Genomic DNA, 21,062 nt, shown 5'->3' on the forward strand with positions numbered 1-21,062 from the left:
TCAAAATCAAACAATTAAGCGTTATCATAGGAATTTGAATTGTTTAAATTTTCTATAAATTTTGCTACAATTATCATAATCTATTGTGAAAGAACTGAAAGAAGGTTAATAAATGGTAAATTGGACTGAAGAAGTAAACAAAAAATTCGACCGATTAGTCGAAATTAGACGTTATTTACATATGCATCCTGAATTATCATTTCATGAGGCGCAAACGCATGATTTTATTTTAACTGAACTGAAAAAATTACCGAATCTGACAATTAGATCACGCGTCGGAGAGTATGGCATCGTTGCGAAATTAGAAGGTGCACTTCCTGGACAAACAATCGCTTTTAGAGCAGATTTCGATGCATTACCGATTCAAGATGAGAAAGACGTTCCATATAAATCAACAGTCGATGGCGTCATGCATGCTTGTGGACATGATGGTCATACTGCTACGTTACTTACGCTATGCGAAATATTGCACGAACATCAACATTTACTTAAGGGTAATGTTGTTTTTATATTCCAGTATGCTGAAGAACTGAGTCCCGGAGGAGCAAATCCAATGGTGAATGATGGTGCTTTAGATGATGTAGATAAAGTTTATGGCAATCACTTTTGGAGTGGTCATGATACATCTACCATTAGAACAACATCATCAGAAATGATGGCTTCTCCAGACTTTTTCGAAGTAACCATTCAAGGTAAAGGTGGACATGGTGCCAAACCTCATACATCTATAGACCCCATCGTCATTGTTGCAGAATATATTTCTAGCATTCAAAAAATCATTTCCAGACATGTTGACCCTATTGAACGTGGTGTCATTACTGTTGGGAAGATTGATGCAGGAAATGCTTTTAATATCATTAGCGACACTGCCACGCTGGAAGGTACCGTTCGCACATTTAAACCAGAAATTAAAGACATCATAGAAGAAGAACTAGAACGCATCTTAAAAGGACTCTGCATCGGTAATAATGCAACATATGAATTTAACTATCGCAGAGGTTATCCTACTGTAGTCAATCATGAAGATCAATATGACATCGTTAAACAATCAGCAGAATCATTGTCGTTATCATTTGAAGATATTCCTCCTATGATGATTGGGGAAGACTTCTCTTATTACTTATTAAATAAACCAGGTTGTTTTTTCCTAACAGGAAGTGGCAATAAAGATAAAGCTTCTATTGCACCTCACCATCATCCTATGTTTGATTTAGACGAAGAAGCAATGAAGACAACTACCGAAATGTTCTTAAAAATTTTAGAAATTGAAGGTGTTCTATAAGAATGAATAATATTTTATTAGATAAAGTTGAAGCATATTATGACGAAATGATTCAAATTCGAAGACATTTACACATGTATCCTGAGCTTTCTTTTGAAGAAGAAAAAACACCTGCATATATTGCACAATATTTACGTGATTTAGGGATAGATGTACGTGAAGGTGTTGGTGGCAGAGGTGTTGTAGGAACTTTAAACAAGGATAAATCTGGACCTACGCTAGCTATTAGAGCTGACTTTGATGCTTTACCCATTCAAGATGAAAAAGAAGTCCCATACAAATCAACAGTCGATGGTGTCATGCATGCGTGTGGCCATGATGCACATACTGCAGTTCTATTAATGACAGCTAAGATACTCTCTGAACATAAAGATGATATCAATGGACGTGTCGTATTTATTCATCAACACGCTGAAGAAGTAGACCCAGGCGGCGCCATCCAAATGATTGCTGATGGATGTCTTACAGGTGTGGATGCAATTATTGGTCAACATGTATCAAGTAGCTTAGACGTTGGAAAGATCGGTTATAAATATGGTACAACAACAGGTATTCCCGATGATTTTTGGATTACTTTAAAAGGTAGAGGTGGACATGCCGCACATCCTGATCAACTCATTGATCCACTAGCTGCTGGAATACAATTATGTAATGACTTACAATATATTGTTTCACGTAAAACAAGTGCCCTCTCTCCTGCCGTTCTATCTATTACTATGTTTAATGCAGGAGAAACAAATAATGTTATCCCAGACACATGTAAGATTGGCGGAACGATTAGAACATTTGATTCAAATACACAATCTAGTGTCATTGAAGGTTTCAAAAAAGCACTCGAGGGCTTAGTAACATCAACAGACGTTACATACGAATTAAAGTACAGTAAAGGATACCCACCAGTTATAAACACAGAACGAGAAACTGATTTAATATTAGAAGCGACACAAGAAATTAGTAGTGTCCAAGAATTAGTAGAATTAGAAGCTAGTTTAGGTGGCGAAGACTTCTCATATTATCAACAACGTGTACCAGGGGCCTTTTTCTATACTGGAACGAGAAATGAACACTTTAAAGCTGATTTTCCACATCATCATCCAAAGTTCGATATTGATGAACAAGGCTTAATCAATGCTGTCAAAGTATTTTTATTAACTACATTCAAGTTTATGGAAAGGATTGACTAATATGAATTTCACCTCTGAAGTTGAAAACCATCTGGATGAATTAATTGAAATCCGAAGATATTTGCATCAACATCCTGAACTCTCTTTTAAAGAAGAAAACACGAAAAAATATATCGCGGATTACCTTGAAAATTTAGGCATCGAAGTAAAAAAAGATGTTGGAGGTAATGGCATATTAGGATATATTAAAGGCGGTCATGATGGACCAACCATTGCTTTGAGAGCAGATTTTGATGCTTTACCCATTCAAGATGAAAAAGATGTACCATATAAATCGAAAGTTGATGGTGTCATGCATGCATGTGGACACGACGCGCATACTGCAAGCCTACTAATCACCGCAAAGATACTCAAGGCTCATGAGACAGAAATTCACGGAAATGTCGTGCTCATACATCAACACGCTGAAGAAGTGATACCAGGGGGCGCTAAGTCTATGATTGAAGCAGGTGCTCTTGATGGAGTTGATTATATATTCGGCACACATACTGCTAGTCATATCGACGCTAATAAAGTTGGATTTTGCGCAGGACCAGCCTATGCAGCAGCTGATTCATTCGAAATTGACATACAAGGTTTAGGTGGCCATGGTGCAATGCCACAATTAGCTAAAGATCCAGTAGTTGCAGCCTCATCACTCATCGTACAAGCCCAAAGTATCGTTTCAAGAACAGTGGATCCATTAGAATCTGCTGTAGTCACATTTGGTACCTTTAAAGGCGGCACAGCATTTAACGTAATAGCTGATAAGGTTAAACTCACAGGTACGATTAGAACTTATTTACCTACTGTAAAAGACCAAATAAAAGAACGCCTAAACGGTATACTCAATGGTATCGAATCAAGTTATGGGGTAAAATGTCATTTAACCTATAACGATGGCTATCCACCTGTCATTAACCATGAAAAAGAAACAACATGGATTAAAGGTTTAGCAAATAATATTGATACGGTTGAAGAAGCATTCGACTTTCCACCATCATTAGGTGGAGAAGACGTCGGTTATTACTTACAACACGTACCAGGCTCATATTTCTTTACAGGTGTCGGTAACGAAGTGCTTAAAGCAACTTACCCACACCACCATCCAAAGTTTGATTTAGATGAGCAATCATTACAAAATAGCGTAAAACTATTCTTATCGATTATTGAACATAGTACAGAATTAAAAGCCTAAACAATATTTAAACATAAAAAAACAACGCACATTCTTGTAAACAAGAATGTGCGTTGTTTATTATACTGTAAAATCAGTAGAACAATTTCGAATTAAGCTTCGATGATTGTTACAACGCCTGATCCAACTGTACGTCCACCTTCACGGATTGAGAAACGAGTACCGTCTTCAATAGCGATTGGTGAAATTAATTCAACGTCCATTTCAACGTTGTCGCCAGGCATAACCATTTCAGTACCTTCTGGTAATTGAACAACGCCAGTTACGTCAGTAGTACGGAAATAGAATTGTGGGCGGTAGTTAGTGAAGAATGGAGTATGACGTCCACCTTCGTCTTTTGATAATACATAAACTTCAGCTTTGAATTTTGTATGAGGTGTAATTGAACCTGGTTTAGCTAATACTTGACCACGGTTTACATCTTCACGAGCAACACCACGTAATAAAGCACCGATGTTATCTCCAGCTTCAGCGAAGTCTAATAATTTACGGAACATTTCTACTCCAGTAACAGTTGTTTTAGAAGACTCTTCCATTAAACCGATGATTTCGATTTCTTCACCGACTTTGATTTGTCCACGTTCAACACGACCTGTAGCAACAGTACCACGACCAGTGATTGAGAATACGTCCTCAACTGGCATCATGAATGGTTTGTCAGAGTCACGTTCTGGTGTTGGAATGTAAGTATCTACAGCTTCCATTAATTCAACAATTTTATCTTCATAAGCTTCGTCGCCTTCTAAAGCTTTTAATGCTGAACCAGCGATTACAGGAACGTCGTCTCCAGGGAAGTCATATTCAGATAATAAATCACGAACTTCCATTTCAACTAATTCTAATAATTCTTCATCGTCAACCATGTCAACTTTGTTTAAGAATACTACTAATGCAGGAACACCTACGTTACGTGATAAAAGAATGTGTTCACGAGTTTGAGGCATTGGACCGTCAGCAGCAGATACTACTAAGATACCACCGTCCATTTGCGCAGCACCAGTGATCATGTTTTTAACATAGTCAGCGTGTCCTGGGCAGTCAACGTGAGCGTAGTGACGGCTATCAGTTTCATATTCGATGTGTGAAGTATTAATTGTAATACCACGTTCTTTTTCTTCTGGAGCGTTATCGATTTGGTCGTAAGAACGAGCTTCTCCGTCACCAGAACGTTTTGCTAATACAGTTGCAATTGCAGCTGTTAAAGTAGTTTTACCATGGTCAACGTGACCGATAGTACCAATATTGGCATGTGTTTTTGAGCGATCAAATTTTTCTTTAGCCATTATGAAATCTCTCCTATTCATATTAAAAATTATTTTTTATTTAAGCCTCATGATGGTTACTCACCATCATGAGGATAACCTATATTTACTTTATAAATCATTTTGATGAAAAAATCAATTTATTAAGATGACTTAATTATTCACCTTTATTTTTCTTGATAATTTCTTCTGAAATTGATTTAGGTACTTCTTCGTAGTGGTCAAATACCATAGTATAAGTACCACGACCTTGAGTGTTAGAACGTAAGTTTGTAGCGTAACCGAACATTTCAGATAGTGGAACAAATGCACGAACAACTTGAGCGTTACCGCGCGCTTCCATACCTTCAACACGTCCACGACGACTTGTTACGTCACCCATGATGTCACCCATGTACTCTTCAGGCATAACGATTTCAACTTTCATCATTGGCTCAAGAATTACAGGATCACATTTTTTAGCTGCTTCTTTAAGAGCTAATGATGCAGCTACTTTGAAGGCCATTTCTGATGAATCGACATCATGGTATGAACCATCATAAAGTTTAGCTTTAACATCAACTAATGGATAACCAGCTAATACACCGTTTTCCAATGAGTCTTTAAGACCAGCTTCAACTGATGGAATGTATTCACGAGGAACTACACCACCGACGATAGCATTTTCGAATTCGAAACCGCCACCTTGTTCGTTTGGTGTGAATTCAATATGAACATCACCATATTGTCCACGACCACCAGATTGACGAGAGAATTTACCTTGTACTTGTGCAGATGATTTGAACGTTTCACGGTAAGATACCATTGGAGCACCAACAGTACATTCTACTTTGAATTCACGTTTCATACGGTCTACTAAGATATCAAGGTGTAACTCACCCATACCACCGATGATAACTTGACCAGTTTCATGGTCAGTATGTGCATGGAATGTAGGGTCTTCTTCTTGTAATTTAACTAATGCGTTAGTCATTTTATCTTGGTCAGCTTTAGATTTAGGTTCAACTGACAAGTGAATAACTGGTTCTGGGAATTCCATTGATTCTAAGATAATATTATCTTTTTCATCACATAGAGTGTCACCAGTAGCAGTATCTTTAAGACCAACAGCACCAGCAATGTCTCCAGAATATACTGTAGAGATCTCTTCACGAGAGTTAGCATGCATTTGTAGGATACGACCTACACGCTCACGCTTACCTTTAGTAGAGTTCTTCACGTATGAACCGGATTCCATTGTACCAGAATAAACACGGAAGAATGTTAATTTACCAACGAATGGATCCGTCATTACTTTAAACGCTAATGCAGCGAATGGCGCTGAATCATCAGGTCTAGCAATTACTTCTTCTTCGTCATCGTCAGTTCTGTGACCAACGATTGGTTTAACATCTAATGGAGATGGTAAGTATTCAATAACAGCGTCCAACATTAATTGAACACCTTTGTTTTTGAATGCTGTACCACAAAGTACTGGATAGAATTCTACATCACAAGTAGCTTTACGGATAGCCGCTTTAAGCTCTTCGATAGAGATTTCTTCTCCACCTAAGTATTTCTCCATTAATTCGTCATTTGATTCTGCAACAGCTTCGATTAACGCTTCACGCGCTTCTTCAGCTTGTTGTTTATGAGATTCAGGAATCTCAACTTCTTCAATTTCAGTACCTAAATCGTTATTGTATTGGAAACATTTCATTTCTACTAAATCAATAATAGCACTGAAATCATCTTCCGCACCGATTGGTAATTGAATTGGGTGAGCATTTGCTTGTAAACGCTCATGTAATGTACCAACTGAATATTCAAAGTTCGCACCCATTTTATCCATTTTATTAATGAATACAATACGTGGAACACCGTATGTTGTAGCTTGACGCCAAACTGTTTCAGTTTGAGGTTCAACACCTGATTGAGCATCAAGTACAGTTACAGCACCATCAAGTACACGTAATGAACGTTCAACTTCAACTGTGAAGTCTACGTGTCCTGGTGTATCGATGATGTTTACACGGTGACCGTCCCATTGTGCAGTAGTGGCAGCAGAAGTGATTGTAATACCACGTTCTTGCTCTTGTTCCATCCAGTCCATTTGTGAAGCACCTTCATGTGTTTCACCAATTTTATGGATACGGCCTGTGTAATAAAGAATACGTTCAGTAGTCGTTGTTTTACCAGCATCGATGTGAGCCATGATACCGATATTACGAGTGTTTTTCAATGAAAAATCTCTTGCCATAGTATTCTTACTCCTTCCAAAATATTGGATATTTGGTTGTTGTTCGTATAGATACTTTGATACCCTAAGTGTTTAAAAATTTAGAGATAACCTTGAAGAAGGAATCTTTATGATTTTAACGCTTAGGGTTTTAAGTACTATCTTACCAACGATAATGAGCAAATGCTTTGTTAGCTTCTGCCATTTTGTGAGTGTCTTCACGTTTCTTAACTGCACCACCAGTGTTATTGGCAGCATCTAAGATTTCATTAGCTAAACGCTCTTCCATAGTTTTTTCACCACGAAGACGCGCGTAGTTAACTAACCAACGTAAACCTAAAGTTGTACGACGCTCTGGACGTACTTCTACAGGTACTTGATAGTTTGAACCACCTACACGGCGAGCTTTAACTTCAAGTACAGGCATGATGTTGTTGATAGCTTCATCAAATACTTCGATAGCATCTTTACCTGAACGTTCTTGAACAAGTTCGAATGCTGAATAAAGAATTCTTTGAGCAGTACCACGTTTACCATCAAGCATGATTTTATTGATTAATTTTGTTACTAATTTTGAGTTGTGAATTGGATCAGGTAATACATCTCTTTTTGCAACTGGACCTTTACGAGGCATATTGTAATCCTCCTTCCCTATTATAAAGTTTAATTAATTTATCGTCATTTAAAAAACTGTTATTTACAGAAATTTAACGTTAGATTATTTTTTAGCAGCTTTAGGTTTTTTAGCACCATAAAGTGAACGGCTTTGCATACGACCGTCAACACCAGAAGTATCTAAAGCACCACGAACGATATGGTAACGCACACCAGGTAAATCTTTTACTCGTCCACCACGAATAAGTACAACACTGTGTTCTTGTAAGTTGTGTCCGATACCAGGGATATACGCGTTTACTTCGATGTTGTTTGATAAACGAACACGAGCATATTTACGTAACGCTGAGTTAGGTTTTTTAGGTGTCATAGTTCCCACACGAGTACATACACCGCGTTTTTGTGGAGAATATACAGTAGTCATTTTTTTCTTCATGCTATTGTAACCTCTGTTTAATGCAGGTGCAGTTGATTTTTGTGATTTACTAGTACGAGGTTTACGTACTAATTGGTTAATAGTAGGCATCTTTAATGTCCTCCTCTCTTTATTTCTTAATTCCACACATCCAGGTGGTTCATTTAAAGGCAAATAAAAATAGTAAGCTCAGCTTACAAATTTATTTAAGTAATGCAACAACTGTTGCTTTTACTTCAATTCCATAATACGATCCAAGTTCTTGTCTGCTAGGACGATAACTGATTGGAACGTCTGTCTCTAATGCTAAAGTTAGCACCTTTGACAAGATATGAACATTGACATCTTGAGCTATGATCACTTGACGCACATCATGCTTCAATAATGCTTTAGTGGTTTGTTTTAAACCAATGACATAATTGTCTTGATTTAAGCTTAAGGCTTTTTCATTAGACATTTGATATCCTCCAAAGCGTCTGCTTTCATCAACCTTAACAATAATAACATTATGACCACATAAAGTCAATATAATTCAGTGTCTTTTTATCATAAAATACGAGCTGCTCTAGACACCTAGAACAGCTCATATAGATTAATCAGTGACTACTGTTTCTTCAGGTACAACTTCTTTTTCAACTTTTTCGAAATCTACACCAGTATATCTTCTCATACCTGTACCAGCAGGAATCAATTTACCGATGATAACATTTTCTTTAAGTCCAAGTAAGTTATCACGTTTACCTTTTATCGCAGCATCTGTAAGAACTCTTGTTGTTTCTTGGAATGATGCAGCTGATAAGAAACTTTCTGTTTCAAGTGAAGCTTTAGTAATACCAAGTAATACAGGTTTAGCAGTTGCAGGACGTTTACGTGTAGCAAATACTTCTCTATTTGCATCTGTAAATGTATGAATATCAACTAAAGCACCTGGTAATAATTTAGTATCGCCAGCTTCAATAATTCTTACTTTACGAAGCATTTGTCTAACCATAACTTCAACGTGTTTATCTGAAATTTCAACACCTTGCATACGGTAAACTTTTTGAACTTCTTTTAATAAGTAAGATTGTGTTGCATTTAAACCTGCTACAGCAAGTAATCCTTTAGGCTCAATAGAACCTTCTGTCATTACTTCCCCACGTTCAACATATTGGCCTTCTTCAACTTTAAGTCGAGCAGTACCAGGAGCAAGGTATGTGCGGATCTCATTTTCACCTTTAACTTTAATTTCTTGTTGGCGATCTTTAACGATTGTAATTTCAGTTACTTCACCGTTAATTTCTGAGATGACAGCTTGTCCTTTAGGGTTACGTGCTTCAAACAACTCTTGGATACGAGGTAAACCTTGAGTGATATCGGCTCCGGCAACACCACCAGTATGGAATGTACGCATTGTAAGCTGTGTACCTGGTTCACCGATTGATTGTGCAGCAATTGTACCAACTGCTTCACCAACTTCAACTTGTTCACCAGTTGCTAAGTTTTTACCGTAACATTTTTCACATACGCCATGACGTGTATTACATGTGAATGCAGAACGGATATGCATTTGATTAATACCAGCATCAACGATTTGTTTCGCAATATCAGCTGTAATCAATTCATTAACTGTAATGATAATTTCGTCAGTTTCTGGATGACGTAATGTTTCTTTAGAGTAACGGCCTTCTATACGCTCGATAAATGGTTCGATTAATTCAGAACCCTCTCTAATATCTGAAACGAGTAATCCACGGTCAGTTCCACAATCTTCTTCTCTAACGATTACATCTTGTGCAACGTCAACAAGACGACGTGTTAAGTAACCTGAATCGGCAGTTTTCAGTGCTGTATCGGCAAGACCTTTACGCGCACCATGTGTTGAGATGAAGTATTCAAGTACTGTTAAACCTTCACGGAACGAAGATTTAATTGGTAACTCGATAATTCTACCAGATGGATTGGCCATCAAACCACGCATACCAGCTAATTGAGTAAAGTTAGATGCGTTACCACGCGCTCCTGAATCACTCATCATGAAGATTGGGTTTAAGCTATCTAATGACATCATTAATTTTGCTTGAATATCATCTTTCGCTTTCGTCCAAATTTCAATAACAGCTGCATAACGTTCGCTTTCAGTAATTAAACCACGGCTGAATTGTTTTTGTACTTTTTCAACTTTAATTTCTGCTTCGCCTATAATTTCTTGTTTCTCAGGAAGAACCACAATATCAGAAACACCAACTGTAATTCCTGCACGAGATGAATATTTGAAACCTAGGTCTTTCATTTTATCTAACATCATTGAAGTATCAGTAATATGGAATTTATTGAAGATTTCTGCAATGATTTGACCTAAGAATTTTTTGTTGAATGGTTTAACTAATTCAACATCTTCAAGGTACTCAATCAATCCACCTTCTGGTAAATCAGTAGGTGAAACAAAGTATTTATCAGGTGTTGATTGTTCTAAATTGAAATTAGTCGGTTCATTAATATATGGGAATGATTCCGGCATAATTTCATTAAAGATTACTTTACCAACAGATGTTAATAATAATTTGCTGTTTTGATCTTCGTTAAATGTTGGATTTTTCAATGATCTAGCTTGAATTGCTATTCTTGAATGTAAATGAACATAGCCATTTGCATATGCTTTAATAACTTCTTCAGTTGAACCAAAGATATCTCCAGCTCCGATTGCACCTTTACGTTCAAGAGTTAAGTAATAGTTACCTAATACCATATCTTGAGAAGGTGTAACTACTGGTTTACCATCTTTAGGGTTCAAGATGTTTTGAGCAGCTAACATTAACATACGTGCTTCTGCTTGTGCTTCTTTTGATAATGGAACGTGAACCGCCATTTGGTCACCATCAAAGTCAGCGTTATATGCTGTTGTAACAAGTGGATGAAGTCTGATCGCACGACCTTCAACCAATGTAGGTTCAAATGCTTGAATACCTAGACGGTGAAGTGTTGGTGCACGGTTTAGTAATACTGGGTGTTCTTTAATAACATCTTCAAGTACATCCCAAACCTCTTCTTCCATTCTTTCGATTTTACCTTTAGCATTTTTAATGTTTGTTGCAATTTCACGTTCAACAAGTTCTTTCATGATGAACGGTTTGAACAATTCTAATGCCATTTCTTTAGGTAAACCACATTGGTACATTTTTAAGCTTGGTCCTACTACGATAACCGAACGACCTGAATAGTCAACACGTTTACCAAGTAAGTTTTGACGGAAACGACCTTGTTTACCTTTCAACATATGTGAAAGTGATTTTAATGGACGGTTACCCGGACCTGTTACAGGACGACCACGACGACCATTATCGATTAGCGCATCAACAGCTTCTTGTAGCATACGCTTTTCATTTTGAACGATAATACCAGGTGCACCTAAGTCTAATAAACGTTTCAAACGGTTATTACGGTTGATAACACGACGGTATAAATCATTTAAATCACTTGTCGCAAAACGTCCACCATCTAATTGAACCATTGGACGGATTTCAGGTGGAATAATTGGTAGAACATCTAAAATCATCCATGATGGATCATTTCCAGAATGACGGAATGATTCAACAACTTCTAGACGTTTGATTGCTCTAGTTAATCTTTGACCAGTTGCTGATTCTAATTCTTCACGTAATTCTTTTAATTCTCTATCTAAGTCAATATCACTTAATAAGTCACGGATAGCTTCCGCACCCATTTTAGCAGTGAATTTACCAGGATATTTATCATAGTATTCACGGAATTCGCCTTCTGTTAACAGTTGTTTCTTATCTAAACCAGTTGGACCTGGATCAATAACTGTATAAGATGCGAAATAAATTACTTCTTCAAGAGAACGTGGTGACATATCTAGTAATAGTCCCATACGACTTGGAATACCTTTGAAGTACCAAATATGAGATACTGGTGCTGCTAATTCAATGTGCCCCATTCTTTCACGACGCACTTTTGATTTAGTTACCTCAACACCACATCTATCACAGACCATACCTTTATAACGTACTCTTTTATATTTACCACAACTACATTCCCAGTCCTTTGTTGGACCAAAAATTTTCTCACAGAATAAACCATCTCTTTCAGGTTTTAACGTACGGTAGTTAATTGTTTCTGGTTTTTTCACTTCACCGAATGACCAAGAGCGGATTTTTTCAGGTGAAGCAAGTCCTATTTTCATGTAATGGAAATTATTAACATCAATCAAGGAGCCTACCTCCTTCAATTTAAATTAGTTGTGCCGGTTGATTGATAATGTATAACAAATGAAAAGCGCAAATGCACTACCAAATGCGCTTTATTAACTTTTAATCAGTTACTTGTTGTCCTTCTATTGATGCATCTTGTGAAACGCCTAAATCAACTTTTTTATCTATCATATCTTCATCTTCTAAATCACGCATTTCAATTTCGTTATCATGTTCGTCCATAACTTTAACGTCAAGACCTAAACTTTGTAACTCTTTCATTAATACGCGGAATGATTCAGGTACACCCGGTTTAGGGATGTTTTCACCTTTAACGATAGATTCATAAGTTTTAACACGACCTACAGTATCATCAGATTTGTAAGTTAAAATCTCTTGTAGTGTATATGCAGCACCATATGCTTCAAGTGCCCATACCTCCATCTCACCGAAACGTTGTCCACCAAACTGAGCTTTACCGCCAAGTGGTTGTTGTGTAACAAGTGAGTATGGTCCTGTAGAACGTGCGTGTAATTTATCATCGACCATGTGTGCAAGTTTAAGCATGTACATTACACCTACAGATACACGGTTGTCGAATGGTTCACCTGTACGTCCATCATAAAGTACAGTTTTACCATCACGAGCCATACCTGCTTCTTCAATAGTTGTCCAAACATCATCATCGTTTGCACCATCAAATACTGGTGAAGCAACATGAATACCTAAATTCTTAGCTGCCATTCCAAGATGAAGTTCTAATACTTGTCCGATGTTCATACGAGAAGGTACACCTAATGGGTTTAACATGATATCAATTGGTGTGCCATCTGGTAAGTAAGGCATATCTTCTTCTGGAAGAATACGAGAAATTACACCTTTGTTACCGTGACGTCCACACATTTTATCTCCGACATGTATTTTACGTTTTTGAACGATATATACACGTACTAATTGGTTTACACCTGGAGATAATGAATCATCGCCTTCTTCTCTATTAAATACTTTAACATCTAATACAATACCGCCTGCACCATGTGGTACACGTAGTGATGTATCACGAACTTCACGCGCTTTTTCACCGAAGATAGCATGTAATAATCTTTCTTCAGCTGTTAGTTCAGTTACCCCTTTAGGCGTTACTTTACCAACAAGGATATCTCCATCGTTAACTTCAGCACCGACATAAATGATACCACGATCATCTAAGTTTTTAAGTGCATTGTCAGAAACATTTGGAATATCACGCGTAATTTCTTCAGGTCCTAATTTAGTATCACGAGCTTCTGATTCATATTCTTCAACATGAATTGAAGTATAAACGTCATCTTTAACTAAACGTTCACTCATGATAACGGCATCCTCATAGTTATAACCGTCCCAAGTCATGAAACCAACAACAACGTTACGTCCAAGTGCCATTTCACCTAGTTCCATTGAAGGACCGTCAGCTAAAATTTCACCTTTTGTTACGATGTCGCCACTAGCAATAATTGGACGTTGGTTGTAACAAGTACCTGAGTTACTACGTTTGAATTTAGATAATGGGTAACGGTCTAGTTCCGTTTCAATTTCTTTACCATTTTCTTCAACAATACGTCTAACTAGGATTTCTTTTGCTTCAACGTGTTCTACTCTACCTTTATACTTAGCAACTACTGCTGCACCTGAATCACGTGCTGTAACGTGTTCCATACCAGTACCAACAAATGGTGCTTCTGGGTTCATTAAAGGTACCGCTTGACGTTGCATGTTCGCACCCATAAGTGCACGGTTAGAGTCATCGTTCTCAAGGAATGGAATACATGCTGTCGCAGCTGAAACTACTTGTTTAGGCGAAACATCCATATAATCCATACGTTCTTTAGGTTTAGTAGTGTTATCACCACGGAAACGACAAAGTACTTCATCGTCAACAAATCGACCAGTTTCATCTAGAACTGAGTTTGCTTGCGCAACTACATAGCTATCTTCTTCATCAGCTGTTAAGTAGTCAATTCTGTCTGTAACTTGGTTTGTTTCAATGTTTACTTTACGATATGGTGTTTCAATGAAACCAAATTCGTTAACTCTTGCATAACTTGACAATGAGTTAATTAAACCAATGTTTGGTCCCTCTGGTGTTTCAATTGGACACATACGACCATAGTGAGAGTAGTGAACGTCACGTACTTCCATACCAGCACGTTCACGAGTTAAACCGCCGGGTCCAAGTGCAGATAAACGACGTTTATGCGTTAACTCTGCTAATGGGTTTGCTTGGTCCATGAATTGTGACAATTGAGAACTACCAAAGAATTCTTTAATTGACGCAATAACTGGACGAATATTTATTAATTGTTGAGGTGTGATTGAATCAGTGTCTTGAATTGACATACGTTCACGTACAACACGTTCCATACGTGATAAACCAATTCTAAATTGGTTTTGTAATAATTCGCCAACTGAACGTAAACGACGGTTACCAAGGTGATCAATATCATCTGTATAACCTACACCATGCAACAAGTTAAAGAAATATGATAATGAAGAAATGATGTCTGCTGGAGTAATACATTTCACAGCATCATCAGGGAATGCATTACCAATAACTGTTGTTGTACGTTTTTCTTCGTCGCCATGAATATAAATTTTTACTGATTGAACTTCTACCGGCTCATCTAATACACCGCTATTAAGTTCATAAACATGAATATTGGCATTTGATTCTAATACGTCGATAATTTTATCTAAATTACGACGATCAAGAACTGTACCTTCTTCAGCAGCAATTTCACCTGTTTCAACATCTACAATCGGTTCAGCCAAAGTTTGGTTGAACAAACGGTGTTTAAGGTGTAATTTTTTATTCATTTTATAACGACCAACACTCGCTAAGTCATAGCGCTTTGGATCGAAGAAACGAGAATAAAGTAAACTTTTAGCATTTTCTACTGTTGGTGGTTCTCCTGGACGTAAACGCTCATAGATTTCAAGCAATGCTTGATCAGTTGTTTCAGTATTATCTTTATCTAATGCATTTCTAAGATATTCATTATCACCAAGTAAATCTAAAATTTCTTGGTCTGTTGAAAAGCCTAAAGCACGGACTAATACTGTAATTGGTAATTTACGTGTTCTATCTATTCTTACATATGGAACATCTTTAGCATCTGTTTCATATTCTAACCATGCACCACGGTTAGGAATTACAGTTGTTCCAAAACTCACTTTACCGTTTTTATCAACTTTTTCATTGAAGTAAACGGATGGTGAACGAACAAGCTGAGATACAATAACACGTTCAGCACCATTAATTACAAAAGTACCTGTGTCTGTCATTAATGGGAAATCACCCATAAATACTTCTTGATCTTTCACTTCGCCTGTTTCTTTATTAATTAAACGGACTTTAACACGTAATGGCGCTGCATAAGTCGCATCACGGTTTTTAGACTCTTCTAAATCATATTTTGGTTCACCTAAACGGTAATCTACAAACTCTAAAGATAAGTTACCTGTAAAGTCATCAATCGGAGAAATGTCTCGGAACATTTCAAGTAAACCTTCTTTAAGAAACCAATCATATGATTTCGTTTGAATCTCGATTAAGTTAGGTAGTTCTAAAATCTCGGAAATTCGCGCATAACTTCTACGAACACGATGTCTTCCATACTGGATAAGTTGACCTGTCAACAGATTCACCCCTCAAATATTGTGAATATAACTTTGCGTCTTACAAAATAAATATAATAAGACAAAAAGAAAACGGAAAGTCAATGATTCCATTTTCTATTTCGTACGACTTATTCCTAACATTCAATTAAGGGCGACGCAAAAGTACACACTTATTGAATATAATTTTTAACATTCTATTACTATATCAGAACAAAACACCAAAATCAAGCTTTTACACTTTTTAAAATGTAATAACCCTTGCTTTTTTCAATCGTTTCTGCATTACCAAAAATATCTTCCATTTTTTTCTTCGCTGAAGGCATACCTTGTTTCTTTTGAATGACTAACCAAAGTTCGCCATTTTTACATAAAACTTGACCACTTTGCTCAATAATTCGATGAACAATTTCCTTACCAGCTCTGATTGGTGGATTCGTTAATACAAAATCAAATTCTAAATCTATAACTGCATCTAAGCAATTACTCACTTTGATATCTGCATTATCGATTTGATTCAACTTTTGATTATCTTTCGCTAATCCTATCGCACGTTCATTAACGTCTAACAGTGTAATTTCACTATATGGTTGCACTTTAGCACACATTAAACCAATAGGTCCATAACCACAGCCTACATCTAATATTTTCTTTTTAGGACCTGGGGGATAAGCATTCAGAAACGTAGAAATTAATAAGTCAGACCCAAAATCGATTTTTCCTTTAGAAAAAACGCCGTGATCTGTCTGAAGGGAGAGTTTGATGTCGCGGTATAAATAATCGAAATTTTCTCTTTCCGATTTAACATTTGGATCATTATCATAATAATGACTCATAACGCCACCTCTTTAATACATTTAATGAGTAAAGAAAAACCCGTTATCATGATAATAACGGGTTTTTGATTTAATACAGTGATTATTTTACTTCTACAGATGCGCCAACTTCTTCTAATTTTTCTTTTAAAGCTTCAGCGTCTTCTTTAGATAATCCTTCTTTAACAACTTTAGGAGCGTTGTCTACGATTTCTTTAGCTTCTTTTAAGCCTAAACCAGTTACTTCTTTAACTGCTTTAACAACTTTGATTTTTGAATCTCCAGCTGAAGTTAATTCAACGTCGAATTCAGTTTTTTCAGCTGCTGCGTCTCCACCAGCTGCGCCAGCTGCTGCTACAGGAGCTGCTGCTGTTACACCAAATTCTTCTTCAATAGCTTTTACTAAGTCATTTAATTCTAATACTGACATTTCTTTAATTGCTTCGATAATTTTTTCGTTAGACATGATATATTTCCTCCGTTAATTTTATTTTAGTTTGTTGCTGAATTATTCAGCACTTTCTTCTTTTTGTTCTCCAACAGCTTTAACTGCATAAGCAAAGTTACGAACTGGAGCTTGTAATACAGATAGTAACATTGATACAAGGCCATCTTTTGATGGTAATGAACCGATTGTGTTAACTTCTTCTGCCGTAACAACTTTTCCTTCAATAACACCTGCTTTGATTTCTAACGCATCGTTCGCTTTAGCGAAGTCTGCAAGAATTTTTGCTGGTTCAACAACTTCTTCATTAGAAAAAGCAATTGCGTTAGGACCAGTTAAGAATTCTTCTAAACCTTCGACTCCAGCAGCTTCAGCAGCACGACGAACTAAAGTATTTTTGTAAACTTTATATTCGATACCAGCTTCACGTAATTGTTTACGTAATTCAGTAACTTGTGCAACTGTTAAACCACGGTAATCCACAATGATAGTTGAAACAGAGTTTTTAAATTGATCAGTAATTACATCAACTTTTTGTTGTTTCACTTCAACGATTTTTGAATTAGACATCTCTACACCTCCATATTATTTGTTACGTGCTTTTATGATGAGGTTTCTCAACAAAAAAGCACTTTTTACCCACGGCAAAAAGTGCTTGAAATTTATACGTTCAAGTCAATTTAGGCCTCGGTAGGATTGGATTTTAAGTTACAAAATGAACTCCTACTGTCTTAGGTTAAATATTACACATCCAAAACTATAACGTGTTTTGGATGTGAAGTCAATATTTATTTATTATAATTTAAAGCCAGCTGTATCGATCTTGATACCAGGGCCCATTGTTGTTGTAACAGCAACAGACTTGAAGTAAGTACCTTTAGATGATGATGGTTTAGCTTTAGTTAATGTATCTTGGATAGTTTTGAAGTTTTCAACTAATTGTTGTTCATCAAATGATACTTTACCAATAGATGCATGAACAATACCAGATTTTTCAGCGCGGTATTCTACTTTACCTGCTTTAATTTCTGCAACTGCTTTTTTGATATCCATAGTAACTGTACCAGTTTTAGGGTTTGGCATTAAACCTTTAGGTCCTAATACACGACCAAGTTTACCAACTTCACCCATCATATCAGGTGTAGCAACGATTACATCAAATTCGAACCAACCTTGGTTGATTTTATTAATGTATTCTTCACCTACATAATCTGCTCCAGCTTCTTCAGCTTCTTTGATTTTATCACCTTTAGCGAATACTAATACACGTTGTGTTTTACCAGTTCCGTGTGGTAATACTACAGCTCCACGGATTTGTTGGTCATTTTTACGAGTATCAATACCTAAACGGAATGCAACTTCTACAGATGCATCAAAGTTTACAGTGCTTGTTTCTTTTGCTAATTTGATTGCTTCTTCTACAGCGTATACTGAGTTTCGGTCAACTTTAGCAATTGCTTCTTGATACTTTTTACCTTTTTTAGCCATTTTGATTTCCTCCTTTAGTGGTTTTAGCGGAATGTTACCTCCCACGTGCATCGTCAAAAGACAATGCAATAGCAGACAGCGATATAGCCGCCTGCTTAAACTTTAAAATTTCAATTATTCTACGACAATACCCATGCTACGTGCAGTACCTTCAACAATACGCATAGCTGCTTCTTCAGATGCCGCGTTTAAGTCAGGCATTTTAGTGTTAGCAATTTCACGTACTTGATCTTGAGTTACTGTTGCAACTTTAGTTTTGTTTGGTTCACCTGAACCTTTTTCAACTTTAGCTGCTTTTTTAAGTAATACTGCTGCAGGTGGTGTCTTAGTGATGAAAGTAAATGAACGATCTTCAAATACTGTAATTTCAACTGGAATGATTAAACCTGCTTGCTCTTGTGTACGAGCGTTGAATTCTTTACAGAATCCCATAATATTCACACCGGCTTGACCTAATGCAGGACCAACTGGTGGTGCTGGGTTTGCTTTACCTGCAGGAATTTGCAATTTAACTACTTTAACTACTTTTTTAGCCACGATGTGCACCTCCTTGATATCGTGATGTGGTCATGGGGTAATGATATTTTACCCTCCCACTCTTCATTTCGTGACGAAATGGTTGCGCATAGTCCGAGCGCGACCTTTAAATAATAACATTGAAATCTTTAAATTTCAAGTGTTTTATTACAACTTTTCAATTTGATCGAACTCTACTTCAACAGGTGTTTCTCTGCCGAACATATCAACAAGTACTGTTAATTTATACTTTTCAACATCTATTTCTCTGATTTCACCAACTTGGTTACTAAATGGTCCACTTGTGACACGAACTTGTTCTCCAAGTTCAACTTCAACGTCAACCGTTTTCTCTGACATACCCATTTGTTTCAAGATGAATTTCGCTTCATCAGGTAATAATGGGTTTGGCTTAGAACCTGCACCCGCTGATCCGACAAATCCTGTAACACCTGGCGTATTTCTTACAACATACCATGATTCATCTGTCATGATTAATTCTACTAATACATAACCAGGGAAAGTCTTTTTGATTTGTGTTTTTGCTTTACCATCTTTAATTGAAGTTTCTTCTTCTTCTGGAATTACTACTCTAAAGATTTGCTCTTGCATGTTCATTGTGTCTACACGCTTTTCAAGGTTTGTTTTTACTTTATTTTCATAACCTGAATATGTGTGAACTGCGTACCATCGTTTAGCACTACTGATATCCTCTGACATTTCGTCACTCCTTACTATCTTATCAAATTAATTAACTCTGAAATTCCTAAATCTAATGCATAGAAAAAGATTAAGAAAAAGATTACTGTGCAAACTACTATTGTTGTATATTTAACAAGTTCTTTACCCGTTGGCCAACTTGTCTTTTGCATTTCTGATTTTACGCCTTGAAAGAAATTTTCTTTTTTAGCCATTGATTTTCCTCCTTTTAGATGGATTCTTTATGCAATGTATGCGTATTACAAGTTTTACAAAACTTTTTCAGCTCTAAGCGTTGATTTGTTTCTTTCTTTGGGGCTGTGTAATTCCTAGCTCCGCATTTCTCGCAATTTAAAGGTACTTTTCTCATCTTCTCACCTAATTCATTCTAATCCTAGATTAATATACAAAACAAAACACCTAATTGTCAAACAAAGCCGCAGTAATTTCGGCTCTATTTAATTTCTTTTTTACACGATATTGTGCGTTATATATAAGTTTGACTGGCACATTTAATTCTTTTGATATTTCTTTTTTGGTTTTCCCTGCCAAAGTCAATTTTACTACGTTTACTTCCATAGTAGTTAGTCTTTTATGTTTTAGTAGATTTAATAATACATTTTTGATTATCATCGCTTCTTCAAAAGTTTGCGATTTATTGTCTGAAATACACTCCGCCAATCGATAGCCTTCGCCACAATCATCGTCAATACGTAAAGATTCAAAATTCATTTTGTACTTAAAACTTTGGGTTTTACGAATATAGTCAACTTTAGCGTTCTTAATAATAACGTTTACGCATTTAGAGAACGATTCACCGTTATCGATATTAAGCGTCAATAATTGCTTATATATCTTATATCTAATAATTTGTGCGATATCTTCTCGATCTTCTTTAGATATGCGTAATGTGTTTAACCTTCTAATAATGTCACAATCAATCGATTTCAATAATTGATTAAATTTTTCAACGTTTCCTTTTTGAATGTCGTATATACATTCTAAAAGTTTATTCTCTGTATCGATGCCATTCATGATGTTCATTCCTTATCATAGTCTTGAACATATTTTACAGAGCTTGAACAAATCTAATCAAACTTCA

19 protein-coding genes and 1 other annotated feature are annotated in these 21,062 nt (G+C 36.5%); of the genes, 3 read left to right on the forward strand and 16 right to left on the reverse strand.

All coding sequences use genetic code 11. The annotated features are described in order from the left end of the window. Positions 1-112: 112 nt before the first annotated feature. Genes P3U32_RS11760 through P3U32_RS11770 form a run of 3 tightly spaced genes read left to right on the forward strand, consistent with a single transcriptional unit; the run spans position 113 to position 3,643 of the window. Positions 113-1,282 (forward strand): amidohydrolase, encoded by a 1,170-nt coding sequence (locus P3U32_RS11760; protein ID WP_323703369.1) that lies wholly within the window; start codon positions 113-115, stop codon positions 1,280-1,282. Between the two features lie 2 nt (positions 1,283-1,284). Continuing rightward, complete coding sequence (locus tag P3U32_RS11765) at positions 1,285-2,466, forward strand: amidohydrolase (RefSeq protein WP_323703370.1); 1,182 nt, start codon at positions 1,285-1,287, stop codon at positions 2,464-2,466. A gap of 1 nt (position 2,467) precedes the next feature. After that, a complete protein-coding gene (locus P3U32_RS11770; protein WP_323703371.1) occupies positions 2,468-3,643 on the forward strand; it encodes a M20 metallopeptidase family protein in 1,176 nt (391 codons plus the stop codon). 92 nt (positions 3,644-3,735) lie between these two features. Here the strand turns inward: P3U32_RS11770 and tuf are convergent, their stop codons facing one another. From tuf to P3U32_RS11850, 16 genes are all read right to left on the reverse strand, one after another. Then, entirely contained in the window at positions 3,736-4,926 is a 1,191-nt protein-coding gene (gene tuf, locus P3U32_RS11775; protein ID WP_323703372.1) for an elongation factor Tu, read from the reverse strand. Positions 4,927-5,062: 136 nt separating this feature from the next. Further along, on the reverse strand, positions 5,063-7,144 hold the full coding sequence (gene fusA, locus P3U32_RS11780; RefSeq protein WP_323703373.1) for an elongation factor G: 2,082 nt from the start codon (positions 7,142-7,144) through the stop codon (positions 5,063-5,065). Between the two features lie 142 nt (positions 7,145-7,286). Beyond that, positions 7,287-7,757 carry a 30S ribosomal protein S7 gene (gene rpsG, locus P3U32_RS11785; RefSeq protein ID WP_016911152.1) on the reverse strand — a complete coding sequence of 157 codons (471 nt, stop codon included), beginning with the start codon at positions 7,755-7,757 and terminating at the stop codon, positions 7,287-7,289. A gap of 84 nt (positions 7,758-7,841) precedes the next feature. Then, positions 7,842-8,264, reverse strand: coding sequence for a 30S ribosomal protein S12 (rpsL, locus tag P3U32_RS11790; protein WP_025904866.1), 423 nt, complete (start codon positions 8,262-8,264; stop codon positions 7,842-7,844). 91 nt (positions 8,265-8,355) lie between these two features. Further along, positions 8,356-8,610, reverse strand: coding sequence for a ribosomal L7Ae/L30e/S12e/Gadd45 family protein (locus P3U32_RS11795; protein ID WP_323703374.1), 255 nt, complete (start codon positions 8,608-8,610; stop codon positions 8,356-8,358). Positions 8,611-8,745: 135 nt separating this feature from the next. After that, positions 8,746-12,363: a DNA-directed RNA polymerase subunit beta' gene (rpoC, locus tag P3U32_RS11800; RefSeq protein WP_323703375.1), complete on the reverse strand. Its 3,618-nt coding sequence runs from the start codon at positions 12,361-12,363 to the stop codon at positions 8,746-8,748. A 100-nt stretch (positions 12,364-12,463) separates the two neighbouring features. After that, positions 12,464-16,018, reverse strand: a complete 3,555-nt coding sequence (gene rpoB / locus P3U32_RS11805; protein ID WP_323703376.1) for a DNA-directed RNA polymerase subunit beta — start codon at positions 16,016-16,018, stop codon at positions 12,464-12,466. A gap of 206 nt (positions 16,019-16,224) precedes the next feature. Then, positions 16,225-16,833 carry a class I SAM-dependent methyltransferase gene (locus P3U32_RS11810; protein WP_323703377.1) on the reverse strand — a complete coding sequence of 203 codons (609 nt, stop codon included), beginning with the start codon at positions 16,831-16,833 and terminating at the stop codon, positions 16,225-16,227. A gap of 82 nt (positions 16,834-16,915) precedes the next feature. Next, complete coding sequence (gene rplL / locus P3U32_RS11815; RefSeq protein ID WP_416361227.1) at positions 16,916-17,278, reverse strand: 50S ribosomal protein L7/L12; 363 nt, start codon at positions 17,276-17,278, stop codon at positions 16,916-16,918. A 42-nt stretch (positions 17,279-17,320) separates the two neighbouring features. Then, positions 17,321-17,827, reverse strand: coding sequence for a 50S ribosomal protein L10 (rplJ, locus tag P3U32_RS11820; RefSeq protein WP_323703378.1), 507 nt, complete (start codon positions 17,825-17,827; stop codon positions 17,321-17,323). Between the two features lie 43 nt (positions 17,828-17,870). Further along, positions 17,871-18,011: a sequence feature (ribosomal protein L10 leader region), on the reverse strand. 41 nt (positions 18,012-18,052) lie between these two features. Continuing rightward, entirely contained in the window at positions 18,053-18,745 is a 693-nt protein-coding gene (gene rplA / locus P3U32_RS11825; RefSeq protein ID WP_323703379.1) for a 50S ribosomal protein L1, read from the reverse strand. A gap of 114 nt (positions 18,746-18,859) precedes the next feature. After that, positions 18,860-19,282: a 50S ribosomal protein L11 gene (gene rplK, locus P3U32_RS11830; RefSeq protein ID WP_025904858.1), complete on the reverse strand. Its 423-nt coding sequence runs from the start codon at positions 19,280-19,282 to the stop codon at positions 18,860-18,862. A gap of 147 nt (positions 19,283-19,429) precedes the next feature. After that, on the reverse strand, positions 19,430-19,981 hold the full coding sequence (gene nusG, locus P3U32_RS11835; RefSeq protein ID WP_323703380.1) for a transcription termination/antitermination protein NusG: 552 nt from the start codon (positions 19,979-19,981) through the stop codon (positions 19,430-19,432). A gap of 14 nt (positions 19,982-19,995) precedes the next feature. After that, the gene (secE, locus tag P3U32_RS11840; RefSeq protein ID WP_323703381.1) at positions 19,996-20,175 is read right to left on the reverse strand and encodes a preprotein translocase subunit SecE; all 180 of its coding nucleotides are present in this window, start codon (positions 20,173-20,175) and stop codon (positions 19,996-19,998) included. 14 nt (positions 20,176-20,189) lie between these two features. Then, a complete protein-coding gene (rpmG, locus tag P3U32_RS11845; RefSeq protein ID WP_323703382.1) occupies positions 20,190-20,330 on the reverse strand; it encodes a 50S ribosomal protein L33 in 141 nt (46 codons plus the stop codon). Positions 20,331-20,380: 50 nt separating this feature from the next. Further along, positions 20,381-20,995 carry a sigma-70 family RNA polymerase sigma factor gene (locus P3U32_RS11850; RefSeq protein WP_323703383.1) on the reverse strand — a complete coding sequence of 205 codons (615 nt, stop codon included), beginning with the start codon at positions 20,993-20,995 and terminating at the stop codon, positions 20,381-20,383. Positions 20,996-21,062: the final 67 nt, after the last annotated feature.

Source organism: Mammaliicoccus sp. Dog046 (assembly GCF_034039665.1).
Classification (GTDB): Bacteria; Bacillota; Bacilli; order Staphylococcales; family Staphylococcaceae; genus Mammaliicoccus.

What these genes read in the sequence shown, in the direction of transcription:
- P3U32_RS11760 (WP_323703369.1), top strand. Translation starts at nt 113, where the DNA reads ATGGTAAATTGGACTGAAGAAGTAAACAAAAAATTCGACCGATTAGTC.
- P3U32_RS11765 (WP_323703370.1), top strand. Translation starts at nt 1,285, where the DNA reads ATGAATAATATTTTATTAGATAAAGTTGAAGCATATTATGACGAAATG.
- P3U32_RS11770 (WP_323703371.1), top strand. Translation starts at nt 2,468, where the DNA reads ATGAATTTCACCTCTGAAGTTGAAAACCATCTGGATGAATTAATTGAA.
- tuf (WP_323703372.1), bottom strand. Translation starts at nt 4,926, where the DNA reads ATGGCTAAAGAAAAATTTGATCGCTCAAAAACACATGCCAATATTGGT.
- fusA (WP_323703373.1), bottom strand. Translation starts at nt 7,144, where the DNA reads ATGGCAAGAGATTTTTCATTGAAAAACACTCGTAATATCGGTATCATG.
- rpsG (WP_016911152.1), bottom strand. Translation starts at nt 7,757, where the DNA reads ATGCCTCGTAAAGGTCCAGTTGCAAAAAGAGATGTATTACCTGATCCA.
- rpsL (WP_025904866.1), bottom strand. Translation starts at nt 8,264, where the DNA reads ATGCCTACTATTAACCAATTAGTACGTAAACCTCGTACTAGTAAATCA.
- P3U32_RS11795 (WP_323703374.1), bottom strand. Translation starts at nt 8,610, where the DNA reads ATGTCTAATGAAAAAGCCTTAAGCTTAAATCAAGACAATTATGTCATT.
- P3U32_RS11810 (WP_323703377.1), bottom strand. Translation starts at nt 16,833, where the DNA reads ATGAGTCATTATTATGATAATGATCCAAATGTTAAATCGGAAAGAGAA.
- rplL (WP_416361227.1), bottom strand. Translation starts at nt 17,278, where the DNA reads ATGTCTAACGAAAAAATTATCGAAGCAATTAAAGAAATGTCAGTATTA.
- rplJ (WP_323703378.1), bottom strand. Translation starts at nt 17,827, where the DNA reads ATGTCTAATTCAAAAATCGTTGAAGTGAAACAACAAAAAGTTGATGTA.
- rplA (WP_323703379.1), bottom strand. Translation starts at nt 18,745, where the DNA reads ATGGCTAAAAAAGGTAAAAAGTATCAAGAAGCAATTGCTAAAGTTGAC.
- nusG (WP_323703380.1), bottom strand. Translation starts at nt 19,981, where the DNA reads ATGTCAGAGGATATCAGTAGTGCTAAACGATGGTACGCAGTTCACACA.
- secE (WP_323703381.1), bottom strand. Translation starts at nt 20,175, where the DNA reads ATGGCTAAAAAAGAAAATTTCTTTCAAGGCGTAAAATCAGAAATGCAA.
- rpmG (WP_323703382.1), bottom strand. Translation starts at nt 20,330, where the DNA reads ATGAGAAAAGTACCTTTAAATTGCGAGAAATGCGGAGCTAGGAATTAC.
- P3U32_RS11850 (WP_323703383.1), bottom strand. Translation starts at nt 20,995, where the DNA reads ATGAATGGCATCGATACAGAGAATAAACTTTTAGAATGTATATACGAC.